Source organism: Vannielia litorea, from assembly GCF_900142295.1.
In the GTDB taxonomy this organism is placed as follows: domain Bacteria; phylum Pseudomonadota; class Alphaproteobacteria; order Rhodobacterales; family Rhodobacteraceae; genus Vannielia; species Vannielia litorea.
Map to the genome: position 1 here is coordinate 3,203,593 of NZ_FSRL01000001.1, position 16,901 is coordinate 3,220,493.

Below are 16,901 nucleotides of genomic sequence, written 5' to 3' on the forward strand. Positions count from 1 at the left end.
TCAGTTTCCCTTTCCGTTGAAGGTGCTGTCCTTGTGTACACGATCTCCGCTGCTGAGGTCTTCCACCCAGAAGCGAAACTCCGTCAGGTCGCCTTCGGCAGCGGCGGATCCTGCGGGGGCCAGCACATGGACCCGTTGCAGCATGGTTTCGTCCGCCGGCACCATGACCGATCCGTAGGGGGTGCCCTCGATGCTCACCCGCAGGGTCGGATCGCCGGTCAGCGCGATGCCGAAGCGGCGGTCTTCGCCGTGCTTGTTGCGCAGGCGAAGCTCGTAGGTATTGCGGATAGTGCCGTCAGACATGGTCACGAAGACCGGGTTGCGCACCGGCGCGACGGTCACGCTGATGTCTTCTCGGATGAAGAGTGCCACGACGAGGCCGATGCCCACCAGAGACCAGAGCGCGGTGTAGAGCATGGTGCGCGGCCGGAAGATGTGGTGCCGCCACACGCTCCGGGGCTTGTTGCCGGTGGTCTCCCACTCCTGGTCGGAGATCGCCAGGTAGGCCACCAGCGCGCGATCGCGGCCGAGCTTGTCCATCACCTCGTCGCAGGCGTCGATGCAGAGGCCGCAGGTGATGCACTCCATCTGCTGGCCGTTGCGGATGTCGATCCCCATCGGGCAGACGTTGACGCAGGCCATGCAGTCGATGCAGTCGCCGGCGCTTGCGTCGCGCGCCTTGCCGCGCGGCTCGCCGCGCCAGTCGCGGTAACCGATGGTCAGCGTGTTCTCATCCATCATCGCGCCCTGGATGCGCGGCCAGGGGCACATGTAGATGCAGACCTGCTCGCGCATGAAGCCGCCGAAGACGAAGGTTGTGGCGGTCAGCACGGCAATGGTGGTGTAGGCCACCGGATGGGCGTTGAGGGTGACAAGGTCGCGCAGCAGCGTGGGCGCATCGGTGAAGTAGAACACCCAGGCCCCGCCGGTGGCCACGGCGATCAGGAGCCAGGCCGCCCATTTGGTCACGCGCAGGCGGGCCTTGGTGAAATCGAGCTTCTTCTGCCGGTGCAGGCGCAGGCGGGCGTTGCGGTCGCCCTCGATCCAGCGCTCGACGAGGATGTAGAGATCGGTCCAGACCGTCTGCGGGCAGGCGTAGCCGCACCAGACCCGGCCCAGCGCGGAGGTGAAGAGAAAGAGGCCGAGGCCGGCCATGATGAGCAGGCCCGCAATGAAGTAGAACTCGTGCGGCCAGATCTCGATCCAGAAGAAGAAGAAGCGGCGGTTCGCCAGGTCCACCAGCACCGCCTGGTCGGGCAGGTTGGGGCCCCGGTCCCAGCGGATCCACGGCGTGACGTAGTAGATGCCGAGGGTCACGATCATGATGACCCATTTCAGGTTGCGGAAATTGCCCTTTACCCGACGCGGGAAGATCGGCTCCCGCGCGGCGTAGAGGCTGTTTGGTTCCTGCGGCTCGACAGTGCTCACGACTCACGCCCTTTCACGCAATATATCTCGCATCGTGAATGTCACGCTGCCAAGTGGACAGCCTTGACCTGAATCAAAAGTTGACTCTTCGTTGCGAGTTTTCGCGCTGGGTTGTGGGGAGGGCAGATGCACTTCGGCCCCGACCCTTCCAAGGAAACGCGCGAACAGGAAGGAGGGCCGGGGCCTATCCGGTCGAGCCGGAAGTGCGGAACCTTGGCGGAAGGGAGGGTGCCTTGGCTCGCTATGTATCTCTTGTAGGCCCGCGACGACTCACCTGCCTTGATCTGGGTCAACCGGACCTTGATTTCTCGGCCCTGAGCCAGCGCACGAAAGCGGCGGCGGGCGGACGCAAGGGGCCGGGGCGCGTGACGATGTGGTAGCCCTCGGCGATGGTGCCCCGGTTGAACAGCACCACGAGCGAGCCGGAGGCGATATCCTCCTCGATCAGCACCCGGGTGGTGGCAGCAAGCCCCTCGCCGCGGCGGGCTGCCTCGAGCACGAAGTTGCCCGGCAGATGGCTGTGAAACCGCGCCCGCCCCTCCGTGACCCCCTGCCCTGCCAGCCACTCGTCCACCTCGTTGGTGCCGACTTCCTGCAGCCAAGGCAGCTCGAGCAGATCGTCGGGCCTGTCGATCCGCCGGCCTTTGACCAGCTCGGGCGCGGCGACGATGACATGCTCGGCCGGCAGCAGAAGTTCGACATCAAGGCCAGGCCAGTGGCCCTTGCCATGGCGGATCGCGATATCAACGCCGCCGGGCGTCAGCTCCACCACCTGGGGGCTGGGATTGAGCATGATCTCGACATCGGGAAACCGGCGGCGAAATCCGGCCAGGCGGGGCATCAACCAATGCGCCGCGAACATCGGCGTGGTGGTGATCTGCACTGGCCTGCCTGCGCCGCGCCCCGTGATGCGCGCGACAGCGTCGCCGATCAGGCCGAAGGCTCCTGTCACCGCCGTCGCCAGTTCGTCGCCGGCCTCCGTGAGAGCCACGCCGCGACCCCGACGTTCGAGCAGCGCGATGCCGAGATGGTCCTCCAGGGCGCGCAATTGCTGGCTGATCGCGGCATGGCTGACGCCCAGCGCCGCCCCCGCACCCGTTACGCTGCCTACTTCGGCGAAGGCTGCAAAGGCTCTGAGCGAGGCGGAGGGAGGAAGATCGCGCAGGTTCATTGGTAATCTCAAGTTACGAATAGTGGAGTATTATCCTCGCTTCGGAAGGGCCAAGAGGTCAATAAGGTATAGCTGGTGGCCACGAAAGGAAGGTGCGAGATGTTCGGAATACTTTCAGGTGCCCTGTTCACGGCGACGCGGACGGACAGGAGATCCAAGCCCTTTGTCCGCCCGCAAGCTCCCTGGCGGCGCGTGCTGCCGCGGCTCATCGCGTTCCCCGACGCCTGAAGCTTGAGCCGCACCGCAAGGCAGGAGAGCCGCACCGCCGGATCGGTGCGGCTCTCCTCGCGTTCGGGCCGGATGGTTGCGGCTTTGGGGGCTCCTGCGGTATGCGGTTAATGCTATGTTATAACATAGCGAATCAACATGTAGGGAACCCCATGAAATTCAACCTTCTTGGCGCAGTGCTCGCCGGCCTGCTTGCCGCCGCGCCCGCAATGGCCGAAACCAAGCACGATCACGCCCATGACGCGGACGCCGAGCAGATCTACAAGGGCTACTTTGAAGACAGCCAGATCGCCGATCGCCCGCTCTCCGACTGGGAAGGCGACTGGCAGTCGGTCTACCCGCTGCTCACCTCCGGCGCGCTCGACGAGGTGATGGAGCACAAGGCGCAGACCGGCGACAAGACCGCCGAAGACTACCGTGCCTACTACGAGATCGGCTACGCCACCGATGTGGACCGCATCGTGATCGAAGGCGATACCGTCACCTTCCACGGCGCCAATGGCCCGCTCCAGGCGCGTTACAGCTACGACGGTTACGAAATCCTGACCTACGAGAAGGGCAACCGCGGCGTTCGTTTTGTCTTTGCCAAGACCGAGGGCGACGCCGCTGCGCCGGGGTTCTTCCAGTTCTCCGATCACAAGATCGCGCCGGGCCAGGCCGATCACTATCACCTCTACTGGGGCGATGATCGCGCGGCGCTGCTGGAAGAGCTGACCAACTGGCCCACCTACTACCCCGCGTCGCTGACGCCCGGCGAGGTGGTGCACGAGATGACGGCACACTGACGCCCGACCCAGAAAAGGAAAGGGCCGCGCCGGTTGCCCGGAGCGGCCCTTTTTTCGCGCGCGGCGCGGGTTACTCGACAGGGGCCTCGCCGCCGCCGAGCCCGTGGACATAGGCGGCCACGGCGCGGATCTCGGCTTCGCTCAACCGGGTGTTCCAGTTGGGCATCACGCCGAAGCGGGCATTGCTGACCGATTCCATCACGTCATCGTAGCTGCTGCCATAAAGCCAGATCGCATCGGCCAGGTTGGGCGCGCCCTGCTCGCGGTCGCCCTGCGCATCGTCGCCATGGCAGGCGGCACAGTTGTCTTCGTAAACGACCTTGCCGGCCTCGACCCTGGAGGCATCCCGCGGGGTGCCGGAGAGCGACATCACGTAGTTCACCACCTCTTCGATCTGCGCCGGTTCGAGGATCTCGTCGGTGCCGAAGCGCGGCATCTCGGAGTAGCGGGCCTCGCCGTCGGGGTCATCCTCGTTGCGGATGCCGTGGGTGACGGTGAAGTGGATCGCCTCCATGTCGCCGCCCCAGAGCCAGTCGTCGTCGAGCAGGTTGGGGTAGCCCTTGGCCCCCGCCGCGCCCGACCCGTGGCACTGCGCACACCAGGTGCGGAACACCGCGCCGCCCGCGTTCTGGGCAAAGCTGGAGAGCTCCGGGTCGGTGGCGATCTGGTTGAGATCGGCCGCAACTAGCTGCGCGCGGATGCCCTCGTTCGCTGCGTCGAAGCTGGCGATTTCGGCGGCCACCTCGGCGCGGGTCGAGTAGCCCAGAAAGCCCTCGGTCGCGCCTTTCACCAGCGGCCAGGCCGGGTAGGCGATGGTGTAGCCGATGGCCCAGACGATGGTGGCGTAGAAGGTCCAGAGCCACCAGCGCGGCATCGGGTTGTCGTACTCCTGGATCCCGTCCCAGCTGTGGCCGGTGGTCGGGATGTCCTTTTCGAGCTTCGTCGGTTTCTTGCTCATTGCTTCGCCTCCTCGAGGCTCTTCTCGCCCGCGGGGGACTGTTCGTTGCGGAAGATCAGGTTGGCGCTCTCCTCGTGGTCTTTCCGGCTGCCGGGCCGGAAGGCCCAGAAGACGACGCCCGCGAAGAAGACGAACATGGCAAGCAGCACCCAGCTGTCGGCCAGTTCACGCATCCAGGAATAGGTGTCCATGTCGCGTGCCCTCCCTTACCGGCTCTCGTCGGGCTGGAAGGTGGAGAAATCCACCATCGTGCCCAGCACCTGGAGATAGGCCACCAGCGCGTCCATCTCGGTGAGCGCGGCCTGCCCGTCGAAGTTGCGGACCTGAGCGCTCTCGCCGTAGCGCTCGATCAGCCCGTCGTAGTCGCTGTCGGGGTCGGCCTGCGCGGCGAAATCGGCGGCAGCGGCCTCCAGCATTTCGTCGGTGTAGGGCACGCCCACCATGCGGTGCGTGGCCATCAGCTCGCCCACGTAGGTGGCCTCGATGGGCCGGTCGAGCAGGAAACCGTATTTAGGCATCACGCTCTCGGGCACCACGCTCTGCGGGTCGATCAGGTGGTCGACGTGCCATTCGTCGGAGTAGCGCCCGCCCACCCGGGCGAGGTCCGGCCCGGTGCGTTTGGAGCCCCACTGGAACGGGTGGTCATACTTGCTTTCGGCCGCCAGCGAGTAGTGGCCGTAGCGCTCCACCTCGTCGCGCATCGGGCGGATCATCTGGCTGTGGCAGACGTAGCAGCCCTCGCGGATGTAGATGTCGCGCCCGGTGAGCTCCAGCGGCGAGTAGGGCCGCACCCCCTCCACGTCCTCGATGGTATTGTCGAGGTAGAAGAGCGGGGCGATCTCCACGATGCCACCGACGGTGACGACGAGGAAGGAGAACACCAGCAGCAGGGTTGCGTTGGTTTCGAGGATCTTGTGCTTGTCGAGAAGTGCCATTTGCTCAGGCCCCCCTTATTCGGCCGGGACGGCGGCGGCGGCGGGCACGCGAACGTCCCCTTTCCGCACCGTCATCCACAGGTTCCAGGCCATGATCAGCGCACCGGCAAGGTAGAGCACCCCGCCCAGGGCCCGGACCACGTACATCGGGAATTTCGCGCTCACCGTGTCGGCGAAGGCGTTGACGAGGTAGCCGTTGGCATCGACCTCACGCCACATCAGCCCTTCCATGATGCCCGTCACCCACATTGCGGAGGCGTAGAGCACGATGCCGATGGTCGCGAGCCAGAAGTGCCAGTTGACCGCGGGCAGCGAGTAGAGCTGGGCCCGGTTCCACAGACGCGGCACCAGGAAGTAGAGCGCGCCGAAGGTGATCATGCCGTTCCAGCCGAGCGCACCGGAGTGCACGTGGCCGATCGTCCAGTCGGTGTAGTGGCTGAGCGAGTTGACGGCGCGGATCGACATCATCGGGCCCTCGAACGTGGACATGCCGTAGAAGCCGATGGAGACGATCATCATGCGGATGATCGGATCGGTGCGCAGCTTGTCCCAGGCGCCCGAGAGGGTCATCAGGCCGTTGATCATGCCGCCCCAGCTGGGCATCCAGAGCACGACCGAGAACACCATGCCGAGCGTCGAGGCCCAGTCGGGCAGCGCGGTGTAGTGCAGGTGATGCGGACCGGCCCAGATGTAGAGGAAGATCAGCGCCCAGAAGTGGATGATGCTGAGCTTGTAGGAGTAGACCGGCCGTTCGGCCTGCTTGGGCACGAAGTAGTACATCATCCCCAGGAAGCCGGCGGTGAGGAAGAAGCCCACCGCGTTGTGGCCGTACCACCACTGGGTCATCGCATCCTGCACCCCGGCGAAGACCTGCACCGACTTGGCGCCGAAGATCGAGACCGGGATCGAGAGGTTGTTGACCACGTGCAGCATGGCCACGGTGACGATGAAGCTCAGGAAGAACCAGTTGGCGACATAGATGTGCTTTTCCTTCCGGGTCAGGATCGTGCCGAGGAAGACCAGCAGGTAAGCAACCCAGACGACCGTGAGCCAGAGATCCACGTACCATTCCGGCTCGGCGTACTCCTTGGACTGGGTGGCACCCAGCAGGTAGCCGGTGGCGGCCAGGATGATGAACAGGTTGTAGCCCCAGAACACGAACCAGGCCAGATTGCCGCCCCAGAGCCGCGCGGCCGAGGTGCGCTGCACGACGTAGAAGCTGGTGGCGATCAGGGCGTTGCCGCCGAAGGCGAAGATCACGGCGCTGGTGTGCAGCGGGCGCAGCCGGCCGAAGTTGCCGATGCCGTCGCCGAGGAGCTGGAAGTTCAGCTGCGGAAACGCGAGCTGGAAGGCGATGAACGTGCCCACGAGAAAGCCCACCACGCCCCAGAAGGTGGTGGCGACCACGCCGTAGCGCACGACGCCATCCATATAGCCTTCGTCATTGACGGCGGGTGCCGGCTTTTCTTCCCAGGTCGTGCGTACCGACCAGATGAACATCCCCGCCGCGACAGCGCAGATGATCAAGGCATGCACCATATAGGCCAGGTCACGCGCATAGTTCGCGGCAATCGCCGCGAGCAGCGCGATCAGGCCAAAGAGCATGATCTTCACGTAATCCCACATGACAGTTTCCTTCTCGTGTCCCTGCAAAGCCCGCAGCCGGACTCATCCGGCAAACGGTCTTCGAATTGGGGGCAAATTCCTCGGAAGTGGAGGCTGCGTCCTTGATTCATGTCAATTTCACCGTAGCGGCTTTCCGGCAGTGTTCAATTCAAGCCCGCCGCATCTTTTGCAGGCGGCCTCTGGTGAGGAGAGACCCATGATGGACCCCAAGACGATACTCGTACCTTTGCTCGAACCGGTCGGCGCCGGAGCACTCAGTGCGCTTGCCCTGGCCCATGCGGAGGCACTTGCCGACAGCTTTGACGCGCATCTCGAGGTGGTCGCGATCGGCTGCGACCGCACGCAGATCGGCTACTACTACGCAGGCGCAACGGCGGTGGTGCAGCAGGAAACCTACGAAGAGGCCAAGCGGACCGCCCTGGATATCGAAACCTCGGCCCGAGAGCATCTGAAGACCAGCCCGTTGCGTTGGTCCGTGGAGACGGCGGTCGGGCAGATGGCCGGGCTCGCCGGGCTGGTTGCCGCCCGTGCCCGCTTCGCCGACCTGGTGGTGATGCCCGCGCCCTACGGCAAGGGCCGGGGCACGGAGTTCGAGATCGCGACCGAAGCGGCGCTGTTCGATGCCCACGCCCCGGTGATGGTTGTGCCGCAAGGCGATGCGGCGTCCGTGCGCCCGAATCGCGCGGTTGTCGCCTGGAACCAGAGCCCCGAAGCGCTCGCGGCGATCCGCAGGGCCATGCCGCTGCTTGCAGGGGCCGACCTCGTGAGCATCGCCATCATCGACCCGCCGCGCCACGGGCCCGAGCGTTCCGATCCGGGTGGCGCCCTGAGCCAGATGCTCACCCGCCACGGGCTGCGCTGTGAAATCTCCGTTCTGTCGCGCACCATGCCGCGGATCTCCGATGTGCTGGAGCGGCATGTGGGCGATACCGGCGCAGACCTGCTGGTCATGGGAGCCTACGGCCACTCCCGGTTCCGCGAAGCGATCCTGGGCGGGGCCACGCGCGACCTGTTGGAAAAGCCACCCGTGCCTGTGTTCATGGCCCGCTGATAGCGGGGGGCCGGTAGGGTGAGGCCCGCGGCCCCGATCAGACCATCAGCCCGCCGTCGGAATCATCGCCGGTTTCGGCCAGCAGCGCGTCGTAACTCGGCACACGCACGCGGCGCTTGCCTTCGAGCTCGATCAGCCCGTCCTTCTTGAGCGCCGAGACCTGGCGGCTCACCGTTTCGAGCGTGAGGCCGAGGTAATCCGCCATCGCCTCGCGGGTGAGCGGCAGGTCGAAAACGATCTCGTCGCCCACCGGCCCGCCGAGGCCAAGCGATGCATCGCGGCGACCGAGAATGGCGAGCAGGCTGGCGATTTTCTCCCGCGCGGTCTTGCGGCCGAGAATCAGCATCCACTCGCGCGCGGCGTCCAGCTCATCCAGCGTCATCTGCAGCAATCTCTGCGCGATGTGCGGCGTGCGGTCCATCATCTGTTCGAACGGCTTGCGGCGGAAGCAGCACATGGTGATGTCGGTGATCGCTGTCACGTCATAGGCCGCCAGCTCGCGCCCCGGGCGACCCACGAAATCCGAAGGCAACAGCAGGCCGACCATCTGGGTCCGGCCATCCTCGAGCGTGTGGCTCAGGGTGGCGACGCCCGTCACCACCGAGCCTAGAAAATCCATGTGATCGCCCGACCAGATCACCGTCTGCCCGGCTTCGAAGCTGCGGTAATACTTGATCTCTTCGAGCATCGCGAGCTCATCGGAATCGCAGCGGGCACAGACCGCGCGATGACGGATCGGGCAGGAGCCGCAATCATGCGACGTGAACTTGATGTCGAGAACGGCCATGCTTTTCACCGGTTGATCTGGGTCAAGGCATCGTCAGGCCTCGGCGCATAACTTATGGCAATGGACACGACCGCACAACTTGCACGCCACGGCCTCTTTGACGCACGCGTGCCCCGCTACACCAGCTATCCGACGGCACCGCATTTTGCAGGGGGCGTGGATCGCGACCGTTTTGTATCCTGGCTCAGGGCGATCCCGGAAAACGGGAAGATATCGCTCTATATTCACGTGCCATTCTGCCGGAGGCTTTGCTGGTTCTGCGCTTGCCGAACCCAGGGCACCACCTCTGCAGAGCCGGTACGGAGCTACCTCAACGAGCTGAAGACAGAGATCGCCTTGCTGGGCCGCCACCTTGCGCCCGGCGTGCGACTCAGCCGGATGCATTGGGGCGGCGGCACGCCCACGCTTATGGACGCGGGCCAGATGGCCGAGCTGGCCGAAGCGGTGGAAACCGTGGTGCCGATGGCGCCGGGTGCGGAGTTCTCGGTCGAGATCGACCCGAACGAGATCGACGAGTCGCGGCTCGATGCCCTGAAGGCTGCCGGAATGACTCGCGCCTCCATCGGCGTGCAGGATTTCGACCCGATGATCCAGAAGGCGATCGGACGGGATCAGAGCTACGAGTTGACCGCCCGCGCGGTTGAAATGATCCGGGCCCGAGGAATCGAGAGCCTGAACGCCGATATCCTCTTCGGGTTGCCGCATCAGACCGAGGCCAGAATGGCGGACTCTGTGCAAAAGCTGCTGTCGCTCTCCCCGGATCGGGTGGCGCTTTACGGCTACGCTCATGTGCCCTGGATGGCCAAGCGCCAGTCTCTCCTGCCGACGGACGCGCTGCCCACGCCGGAGCAGCGGCTGGCGCTCTTCGAGACCGGCCGGAAACTGTTTTGCTGGGACGGCTACCAGGAGATCGGAATCGATCACTTCGCCCGCCCCGATGACGGCCTCGCCCGTGCCCTCGCCGAGGGGCGGCTGCGGCGCAACTTTCAGGGCTACACCGATGATGGCGCGACCGCGCTGGTGGGGCTTGGCGCGTCTTCTATCTCGCGCTTCCCGCAGGGTTACGCCCAGAATGCCTCGGCAACCTCGCTCTACATCCGCGACGTCCGCGCTGGCCAGTTTGCCACCGCACGTGGCCATGTGTTCAGCAAGGAGGATCTGTGGCGCAGCAGGATGATCGAGCAGCTCATGTGCGAGTTCCGTTGCGACGTGGAGCAGATCACCGCCGTTGGCGCGCGGGCCGATTGGGTGCGCAGCGTTCTGGCGGGGCTCGCTGCCCGCTTTGCCGGCGTCGTCGAGCACACTGCAGACAGTCTGGTGATCCCGATCGAGGCGCGCCCGCTGACCCGCGTCATCGCCCGCGGCGTGGATGCCTACGACCTCTCCCGCACCGGACACAGCCCAGCGATCTGACCCGGCTCACGCCTGCGCCGCCCCCGGCAGGTCGAAGGCCGCGTTCATCAGCGTGCGGGTATAGTCGCTCTTCGGCGCGTCAAAGACCTCTGCCGCCGGGCCGGCCTCGACCACATCGCCCTGCTTCATGACCATGACCTTGTGGCTCAGTGCCCGCACCACCCGCAGGTCGTGGCTGATGAAGAGATAGGCCAGCCCGTATTTTTGCTGCAGGTCACGGAGCAGGTCGACGATCTGGACCTGCACGGTCATGTCGAGCGCCGATGTCGGCTCGTCGAGCACCATCAGCCGGGGCCGCAGGATCATGGCGCGCGCAATGGCGATGCGCTGGCGCTGGCCGCCGGAAAACTCGTGCGGGTAGCGGTCCATCACGCTCGGGTCGAGCCCGACTTCGGTGAGCATCTGCGCCACCAGCGCGCGCGGGTCCTGGCCCTTTTCGACGCCGTGCACCCCCAGGCCCTCGGCCACGATCTGCGCCACGGTAAGCCGCGGGGAGAGGCTGCCGAACGGATCCTGGAAGACGATCTGCATGTGTCGGCGCAGCTCGCGCATCCGCCTGGTCTTCCAGCCCTGGATGTCTTCGCCCAGGTAGTAGATCGGCCCCTCCGACTGGATCAGCCGCATGATCGCCAGCGCGAGTGTTGTCTTGCCCGATCCGCTCTCGCCCACGATGCCCAGGGTCTCGCCCGCCCGCACGGACAGGCTCGCGGCGTTGACCGCCTTCACGTGGCCCACGGTGCGTTTCAGCAGCCCGGCCTGGATGGGGAACCAGATGCGCAGGTCTTCGGTGCGCACGATCTCCTCCGCACCCTCGGGCACCGGCGGCGGGGTTCCGCGCGGCGCGGCGCTCAGCAGCTTTCGGGTATAGTCGTGTTGCGGGTTGCCGAAGATCTCGTCTGTCGGCCCGCTCTCCACGATCTCGCCGTCCTTCATCACGCAGACACGGTCGGCGATGGCGCGGACGATGCCGAGGTCGTGGGTGATAAACAGCAGGCTCATCTGGCGCTTCTGCTTCAGCTCCGCCAGCAGATCGAGGATTTGCGCCTGGATCGTGACGTCAAGCGCCGTAGTGGGCTCGTCGGCGATCAGCAGGTCGGGATTGTTGGCCAGCGCCATGGCGATCATCACCCGCTGCCGCTGCCCGCCCGAGAGCTGGTGCGGATAGGCACCCAGCCGGCTTTCGGGGTCGTGGATGCCCACGTCGTGCAGGAGCTCGATGATGCGCTTGCGCACGTCGGCGCCGCGCAGCCCCTGATGCAGTTCGATGCTTTCGGCCAGCTGCTTTTCGAGCGTGTGCAGCGGGTTGAGCGAGGTCATGGGCTCCTGGAAGATGAAGGAAATGTCGTTGCCGCGCACTTCCATCAGCTTCTGCTCGTCGGCCCCAACCATCTCGGCGCCCATGTAGCGCACCGAGCCTTCGACCCGGGCACTGTCGCCCAGCAGGCTCACGGTGGAGAGGGCGGTGACGGACTTGCCGGAGCCGCTTTCGCCCACCAATGCGACCGTCTCGCCGCGCCCCACCTCGAAGTCGACGCCGCGCACTGCATGGGTTGTCTCCCCGTCCTGCCGGAAAGACACCTTCAGGCCGCGGACCTGGAGCACCGCGCTCATGCGAACACCTTGCGCGGGTCGAAGGCATCGCGGACGCCCTCGAAGACGAAGACCAGCAGCGAGAGCATGATGGCGAAGGTGAAGAAGGCAGTGAAGGCGAGCCAGGGGGCTTGCAGGTTCTGCTTGGCCTGAAGGGTCAGCTCGCCGAGCGACGGCGCGCTGGACGGCAGGCCGTAGCCGAGAAAGTCGAGCGTTGCGAGGCCCCCGATGGTGCCGGTGATGATGAAGGGCATGAGCGTCAGGGTGGCCACCATGGCGTTGGGCAGGATGTGGCGGAACATGATCTTGCTGTCCGACACGCCCAGCGCCTTGGCGGCGCGGACATATTCGAAGTTGCGCGCCCGCAGGAACTCTGCCCGGACCACGCCGGTGAGCGCGGGCCAGCCGAAGAGCACGGTGAGAAACACCAGCAGCCAGAAACTTCGGCCGAAGATGGCGAACATGATGATGATGACGTAGAGCCCCGGGATGCCGCCCCAGATTTCCAGCATGCGCTGGAAGAACAGGTCGACCCAGCCGCCGAAATAGCCCATCGCCGCGCCGGCCGCGATGCCGATGAGCGAGGCCACCACGGTGACGATCAGGGTGAAGAGCACCGAAAGCCGGAAGCCGTAGATCACCCGCGCCAGCACATCGCGGCTGCCGTCGTCTGTGCCGAGCCAGTGGTTGCGGTCGGGCGCGGAGGGAGCGGCGCCGACGATGTCATCGTTTGGCGTGTTGAACGAATAGGGGATCGGTGGCCAGAGCGCCCAGCCCTTCTCGATCGGCTCGCCATCCACCACGCCATCCGCGGCGTCCTCATAGACTGCCTCGGGGTCGTCGAAGCAGGCATCCAGCCCGCCGGAGCGGATCAGGCACTTGACCTCGATGTCGCGATACTTGGCCTCGGTCCGGAAATCGCCGCCGAATGTCTGCTCGGAATAGAAGCTGCGGATCGGCATGTAGTATTCGCCGCGATACTGCACCAGGATCGGCTTGTCGTTGGCGAGGAACTCGGCAAAGAGGCTCAGCCCGAACAGCAGCGAAAACAGGATCAGCGACCAGAAGGCACGGCGGTTCTTCTTGAAGTTCCGCCAGCGGCGCTGACCGAGCGGCCCGAGTTTGATGAGCGCCATCAGCCTGCCCTCCGCTCGAAGTCGATCCGTGGGTCGACGAAGACATACATCAGATCACTCAGGATGTTCACCAGCAGGCCGATGAGACCAAAGACAAAGAGCGTGCCGAAGACGACCGGATAGTCCCTGTCTACCACCGACTCGAACCCGAGCCGCCCGAGCCCGTCGAGTGAGAAGAGCCACTCGATCACCAGGGACGACCCGAAGAACACGCCGAGAAAGGCGCCGGGAAAGCCCGCGATCACGATCAGCATCGCATTTCGGAAGACATGGCCGTAGAGCACGCGGCTCTCGCTCAGGCCCTTGGCGCGGGCGGTGATGACATACTGCTTCTTGATCTCGTCGAGGAAGCTGTTCTTCGTCAGCAGGGTCAGCGAGGCGAAGCCGGCGATGGAGCTGGCCAGAACCGGCAGGAAGATGTGCCAGAGGTAGTCCACGATCTTGCCCCAGAGCGAGAGCTGATCCCAGATCGCGTTGGGGGAAGTGAGGCCGCGCAGCGGGAAGATCTTCCAGTAGGAACCGCCGGCAAAGAGCACCAGCAGCAGGATGGCAAAGATGAAGCCGGGGATCGCATAGGCCGCCACGATCACGCCGGATGACCAGGTGTCGAACCGGGAGCCATCGCGCACAGCCTTGCGAATGCCCAGCGGGATCGAGATCATGTAGGCGATCAGGGTGGACCAGAGACCGAGGGTGATCGACACCGGCATCTTCTCGATCACGAGGCTCACCACAGACTTCGACTTGAAGTAGCTCTCGCCGAAATCGAAGGTGACGTATTGGCCCATCATGATGAAGAACCGCTCGACCATGCCGATGTCCTGCTTGGTGCAGGCGTCGGAGGACAGGTCGCGGTGGGTGATAGCCACGCCATCGCGCGGCTCGTAGCCCTCTTCGCAGACCACCCGGGCAAAGCCCATCTGGACTTCGAGTTGCGCAAGGAACTCGGGCGAGAGGCCGCGCGCGCCCTGGTAGCGCTCATCCACGCTCTCACTGCCGGGCGGCTGGCCTGCATCTGCCCCGCCGGTCACGTTGTCGCCCGCGCTCTGGCCCTCTTCGACCTTGGCGATCACCGCCTCGATCGGGCCGCCGGGGACGAATTGGGTGAGAACGAAGTTCACCAGCATGATCCCGAACAGCGTCGGAATGATCAGCAGGAGCCGCCTGAGGATATATGCGCTCATCTAGAGCCTTCTTGCCTGTCTTCTTTTTTGTCGCGCCCCGCTCAGAACGCGCCGGCCGCCTTCAGCGTTTCGGCCTTCTCGGCGTTATACCACCAGAAGTCCATGTTGCCGAGGGCATAGGGCGGCAGTTCCTCCGGATGCTCGAAGATATCGTAGTAGGCCACCGTGTCGGCCGCCTTGTGCCACTGGCCGGTGCGGAACTTCAGCGCCCGAAGCACGCGGTCGAGCGCAGATGTCGCCACGCGCAACTCCTCCTCCGTCTGGGCCGCCTTCACGCTTTCGATCAGGGAATCCACCGCCGCGTTCTTCAGGCCCATCTTGTTGAAGGTCGAAGTATCGGCGGTTTCGCCCCCGAAGTACTGCTTCAGCCCGTCACCGGGGATGTAGCCGGTCTGGAGGAAGGCCGTCACGATATCGAAGTCGTAGCTCGGCGGCCTCTCGCGCTCGGTGGCCGAGGCGTTGTCGACCCGCTGGTGGACGGCGTCGATTCCGGCGGCGCGCAGGTTCTCGACGAAGGGGTTGATGACCCGGTCGAAAGTCTGGCTGTCGTTCAGGAACTCCACGCGCAGGGTCTTGCCGTCTTTCACCCTGAGGCCCGCGTTGTTGAACTCGCTCCACCCCGCCTCGTCGAGCAGCTTGTTGGCGCGGCGCAGGTTGCGCCGGTCGGTGGCGCTGTTCGGGTCGGATGTGGGCTCGGAGAACGGCTCCTCGGTGAAGACCTCCTCCGGGATATCTGCCCGAAGCGGCTCAAGCAGCGCCAGCTCGGCCTCGCTCGGCAGGCCGGTGGCCGCGAGATCAGTGTTTTCCCAGAAAGAGCTGACCCGGCTATAGATGCCGTAGAACAGCTTTTCGTTGGACCATTCGAAGTTGAACATGAGGCCGATGGCCTCTCGCACGCGCGGATCCTGCAGCTGGGTGCGACGCAGGTTGTAGACAAAGCTCTGGCCCGTGGCGATGCGGCCATGGGCCAGCTCGCGCTTCACCACCCAGCCGTTCTTGACCGCCGGAAACTCGTAGCCCGTGGCCCAGTCCTTGGAGCTTGCCTCGTTGCGGAAGAGGTAGGCCCCGGCCTTGAACCCCTCGAGCGCCACCGCGTAATCGGCAAAATACTCGACCCGCAGGGCATCGAAGTTGTTGCGGCCCCTGTTGATCGACAGGTCCTCGCCCCAGTAGTCGGGGTTGCGGGTGACCACGACGGTCTTGCCCATCTCGCTACGGGAGAGATCGACGACATAGGGGCCGGAGCCGAGCCAGGGCGTGGTCTGGGGTTCCTCAAGGTCCATCCGGTTGGCCTCATACTGCGCCTTCGAAAAGATCGAGAGGCCGCCGACCATCTGGATGAGGTCACGCTTTTCCTTTTCGGGCATGAAGGTGAACTTGATCCGCCGATCGTCGATCACCTCGGCACTTTCGACGCTGGCCGCGAGGATCTCGCGGTAGCTCGGCAGGCCCTTTTCGCGGAACAGCTCGTAGGAGAACATCACGTCTTCGGTGGTCAGCGGGCTGCCATCGGAAAACTCGGTGCCCTCCCTCAGGGTGAAGATCACCCAGGAGCGGTCCTCGGGATACTCCATGCTTTCGGCCAGCAAGCCGTAGTCCGTTCCGATTTCGTCGGAAACGCCGGTCAGAAGGCTCTCGTGGGGTGCGCTGGACAGCGCGCCGGCGCGGCCGTTGATGGTGTAGGGGTTCCAGTTGTCGAAGCCGCCGAAGGCCCATTCCGACATCTCGCCGCCCTTCGGCGCCTCCGGGTTTACATAGTCGAGATGTTCGAAATCGGGGCCATACTTGAGCTCGCCGCCGGGAAAGGTCGGGATTCCGTGGCGGATCAGCGTGGCTTGCCCGCCCTCCGCCCCGGCCTGCTCCTGCGCCACGGCCGGCATGGCCGCAAGCAGAACGGCCAACGCCACACCTTGCGCCCGAGCCAGCATGCTGTTCGGGCGGCGGGAATTGGCGGCATCGGGGGTCATCGGGGCTATCTGGCGCAAGTCGAGGCTCCTCTCGGGGTCGGACATGGGCTGCACGGCGCGCAGCCCTGCCGGGCCGATCACGCCGAAACATCGTTGATTTCAGCTAAATGCCCCAGCCCGCGGCTTGCAAGTTGAAACCTCGTGAGCCGTGCGCGAGCGAGCTCAGTCGAGACGCAGCACCTGGCGCACCAGACCGTCACCCTCGCGCCATGTCTCGAAACCCATCGCCCGGTAATAGGCCAGTGCCCCTGCGTTGGTCCGACCGATGGTGGCCTCGACGCGGCCCAGCCCGGCAGTCTCGGCGGCGCCGCGGGTCGGAGCAAAGAGCTTTCGGCCCACGCCGCGCCGCGTTGCGCCCGGATGGACGTGCGTGCCGATGATGCCCCAGCCGGGCGTGACCCCAAGTTCGTTGCCGGGCATCGCACGCTTCAACGACTGGAAGCCCATGATGCGACCCGACGGGTCAACCGCGACCATGATGGCGATCAGATCCGGATGTTCGAGATAATGCGCGCGAGCAAAGCCCGTATCGCCCGGCTTTTGCCGACGGCCTGCCGCGAGCAAGGCCTCGAGCACCTGCCCCATGCCCTCGGCATCCGCCGCATTCGCCTGTCGCACCATGACCATGGCTTGCCTCCCGGC

At 65.1% G+C, this 16,901-nt stretch carries 15 protein-coding genes; 3 read left to right on the plus strand and 12 right to left on the minus strand.

Annotation, left to right across the window (positions count from 1 at the left end; translation table 11 throughout):
• Both ccoG and BUR94_RS15630 read right to left on the minus strand, forming a co-directional pair.
• The gene (ccoG, locus tag BUR94_RS15625) at positions 1–1,428 is read right to left on the minus strand and encodes a cytochrome c oxidase accessory protein CcoG (RefSeq protein ID WP_074257105.1); all 1,428 of its coding nucleotides are present in this window, start codon (positions 1,426–1,428) and stop codon (positions 1–3) included.
• 289 nt (positions 1,429–1,717) lie between these two features.
• Positions 1,718–2,599: a LysR family transcriptional regulator gene (locus BUR94_RS15630; protein ID WP_074257106.1), complete on the minus strand. Its 882-nt coding sequence runs from the start codon at positions 2,597–2,599 to the stop codon at positions 1,718–1,720.
• A 380-nt stretch (positions 2,600–2,979) separates the two neighbouring features.
• Here BUR94_RS15630 and BUR94_RS15635 point away from each other — a divergent pair, with 380 nt between their 5' ends.
• Positions 2,980–3,612: a ZinT family metal-binding protein gene (locus tag BUR94_RS15635; protein WP_074257107.1), complete on the plus strand. Its 633-nt coding sequence runs from the start codon at positions 2,980–2,982 to the stop codon at positions 3,610–3,612.
• A 70-nt stretch (positions 3,613–3,682) separates the two neighbouring features.
• Here BUR94_RS15635 and ccoP read toward each other — a convergent pair whose 3' ends face one another.
• The 4 genes from ccoP to ccoN are packed head-to-tail and all read right to left on the minus strand — an operon-like array spanning position 3,683 to position 7,131.
• Entirely contained in the window at positions 3,683–4,570 is an 888-nt protein-coding gene (gene ccoP / locus BUR94_RS15640; RefSeq protein ID WP_074257108.1) for a cytochrome-c oxidase, cbb3-type subunit III, read from the minus strand.
• Positions 4,567–4,761, minus strand: coding sequence for a CcoQ/FixQ family Cbb3-type cytochrome c oxidase assembly chaperone (locus BUR94_RS15645; protein WP_074257109.1), 195 nt, complete (start codon positions 4,759–4,761; stop codon positions 4,567–4,569). Before BUR94_RS15645 ends, ccoP begins: the two co-directional genes overlap by 4 nt.
• Positions 4,762–4,776: 15 nt before the next feature.
• Entirely contained in the window at positions 4,777–5,505 is a 729-nt protein-coding gene (ccoO, locus tag BUR94_RS15650; protein WP_074257110.1) for a cytochrome-c oxidase, cbb3-type subunit II, read from the minus strand.
• A gap of 15 nt (positions 5,506–5,520) precedes the next feature.
• Positions 5,521–7,131 carry a cytochrome-c oxidase, cbb3-type subunit I gene (gene ccoN, locus BUR94_RS15655; RefSeq protein WP_074257111.1) on the minus strand — a complete coding sequence of 537 codons (1,611 nt, stop codon included), beginning with the start codon at positions 7,129–7,131 and terminating at the stop codon, positions 5,521–5,523.
• Between the two features lie 199 nt (positions 7,132–7,330).
• On the opposite strand from ccoN, the gene BUR94_RS15660 reads away from it, so the two are divergent.
• The gene (locus BUR94_RS15660; RefSeq protein ID WP_074257758.1) at positions 7,331–8,182 is read left to right on the plus strand and encodes a universal stress protein; all 852 of its coding nucleotides are present in this window, start codon (positions 7,331–7,333) and stop codon (positions 8,180–8,182) included.
• A gap of 37 nt (positions 8,183–8,219) precedes the next feature.
• On the opposite strand, the gene fnrL is transcribed toward BUR94_RS15660, so the two are convergent.
• Positions 8,220–8,969, minus strand: coding sequence for a transcriptional regulator FnrL (gene fnrL / locus BUR94_RS15665; protein WP_074257112.1), 750 nt, complete (start codon positions 8,967–8,969; stop codon positions 8,220–8,222).
• Positions 8,970–9,029: 60 nt separating this feature from the next.
• Here fnrL and hemN point away from each other — a divergent pair, with 60 nt between their 5' ends.
• Positions 9,030–10,382 carry an oxygen-independent coproporphyrinogen III oxidase gene (hemN, locus tag BUR94_RS15670; protein ID WP_074257113.1) on the plus strand — a complete coding sequence of 451 codons (1,353 nt, stop codon included), beginning with the start codon at positions 9,030–9,032 and terminating at the stop codon, positions 10,380–10,382.
• Positions 10,383–10,388: 6 nt separating this feature from the next.
• Here the strand turns inward: hemN and BUR94_RS15675 are convergent, their stop codons facing one another.
• From BUR94_RS15675 to BUR94_RS15695, 5 genes are all read right to left on the minus strand, one after another.
• Positions 10,389–11,993 carry an ABC transporter ATP-binding protein gene (locus tag BUR94_RS15675; protein WP_074257114.1) on the minus strand — a complete coding sequence of 535 codons (1,605 nt, stop codon included), beginning with the start codon at positions 11,991–11,993 and terminating at the stop codon, positions 10,389–10,391.
• Entirely contained in the window at positions 11,990–13,099 is a 1,110-nt protein-coding gene (locus BUR94_RS15680; RefSeq protein WP_074257759.1) for an ABC transporter permease, read from the minus strand. Before BUR94_RS15680 ends, BUR94_RS15675 begins: the two co-directional genes overlap by 4 nt.
• Positions 13,100–13,107: 8 nt before the next feature.
• Entirely contained in the window at positions 13,108–14,292 is a 1,185-nt protein-coding gene (locus tag BUR94_RS15685; RefSeq protein WP_074257115.1) for a microcin C ABC transporter permease YejB, read from the minus strand.
• Positions 14,293–14,333: 41 nt separating this feature from the next.
• Positions 14,334–16,220 carry an extracellular solute-binding protein gene (locus BUR94_RS15690; protein WP_425445248.1) on the minus strand — a complete coding sequence of 629 codons (1,887 nt, stop codon included), beginning with the start codon at positions 16,218–16,220 and terminating at the stop codon, positions 14,334–14,336.
• 201 nt (positions 16,221–16,421) lie between these two features.
• Entirely contained in the window at positions 16,422–16,886 is a 465-nt protein-coding gene (locus BUR94_RS15695; protein WP_074257117.1) for a GNAT family N-acetyltransferase, read from the minus strand.
• Positions 16,887–16,901 lie beyond the last annotated feature (15 nt).